1 protein-coding gene is annotated in these 1,534 nt (G+C 57.6%); it reads left to right on the forward strand.

Annotation, left to right across the window (positions count from 1 at the left end; all coding sequences use genetic code 11):
* Positions 1–1,534 (forward strand): BCCT family transporter (locus A3730_RS24175; RefSeq protein ID WP_063539145.1); only part of this gene is annotated, 1,534 nt, incomplete at both ends.

Below are 1,534 nucleotides of genomic sequence, written 5' to 3' on the forward strand. Positions count from 1 at the left end.
ATTTCGCCTTCCGTCACGGCTTGCCGTTGTCCATGCGTTCGGCGTTTTATCCCCTTATTGGTGAAAAAATTTACGGCCCGATCGGCCATGCCATCGACGTGTTTGCCATTCTGGGCACCATGTTCGGTATCGCCACCACCCTGGGTTTGTCGGCGGCGCAGATTAATGCCGGGCTGAATTACCTGTGGGATGTGCCGGTGGGCAACATGGTGCAGATCAGCGCCATTGCCATTGTTACCGCGCTGGCGACGGTGTCGGTGGTAGCAGGGATGGACAAGGGTGTGAAGCGCCTGTCGATTCTGAATATGGTGTTGGCCGTGACACTGATGCTGTTCGTATTTGTGGTTGGCCCCACCGTGCATATTCTGGAAAGTTTTGTTCAGAATACGGGCAGTTACCTGAGCAATATTGTCGAGCGTACGTTCAATTTGCAGGCGTATACGCACAGTGACTGGATCGGCAACTGGACCCTGTTTATTTTCAGCTGGACCATCGCCTGGGCGCCCTTTGTGGGCTTGTTTATTGCGAAAATCAGCCGTGGCCGAACCATTCGCCAGTTTGTGGTCGGGGTGATGCTGGTGCCCAGTATCTTTACCTTCCTGTGGTTCTCGGTGTTTGGCGATACGGCACTGAATGCGATCATGGAGCGAGGCTATACCGAGCTGGTCAGCCAGGTGCAGGCAGACAAGGCGGTGGCCCTGTTTCAGCTGTTTGATCACTTGCCCTGGTCCACGCTGGTGTCGTTCCTGGCGGTGTGCCTGATTGTGACCTTCTTTGTGACGTCGTCGGATTCCGGCTCGCTGGTGGTGGATTCGCTGGCGTCTGGTGGTGTGCTGGAAACCCCTGCCTGGCAGCGGATTTTCTGGGCGGTACTGGAAGGGGCGATCGCATCGGTGCTGCTGCTGGCCGGTGGTTTGAGTGCGCTTCAGACGATGACCATGGTGAGTGCACTGCCGTTTGCGATTGTCATTCTGCTGGCCGCCGTGGGCATGTGGCGGGCGCTGGTGATCGAGGGGCACCGGGAAACCAGTTTGCAGGCGCACATGGCCCACAGCCGGCATATGACCGGCAGCCAGTGGCGCCATCGCCTCACCGCCATGATCCGTTACCCTTCCCGCGAGGAGGTGGAATCCTTTATTCGTGAAACGGCCATGTCCAGCATGAACAAGGTAGTGGAAGAGCTACGCAAGGCGGGCTGGGATGCCACGGTGAATTTCGACGAGCAGTTTATCCGTGCCGAGCTGGTGGTGAACCGTGATGAGCATGTGGGCTTTATTTATGACATCCGCCTGATTACCACGCCGGTGCCGGAATATGCCTACAGCAGCCGCGAGGCCAAGGTGAGCGATGCCCATGAGTATTGCCGCGCCGAGGTGTTCCTGCGCCGTGGTGGCCGTTCCTACGATGTGTTCGGTTACGATGAGGTGGATATCATCCGCGACATGCTCGACCAGTTTGAAAACTACCTGCACTTCCTGAATGTGGCCCCGGGCAAGCTGCCCTGGGAAATGGCGGAGCACGATGATCTGCTGCG

The organism is Alcanivorax sp. HI0044 (genome assembly GCF_001634945.1).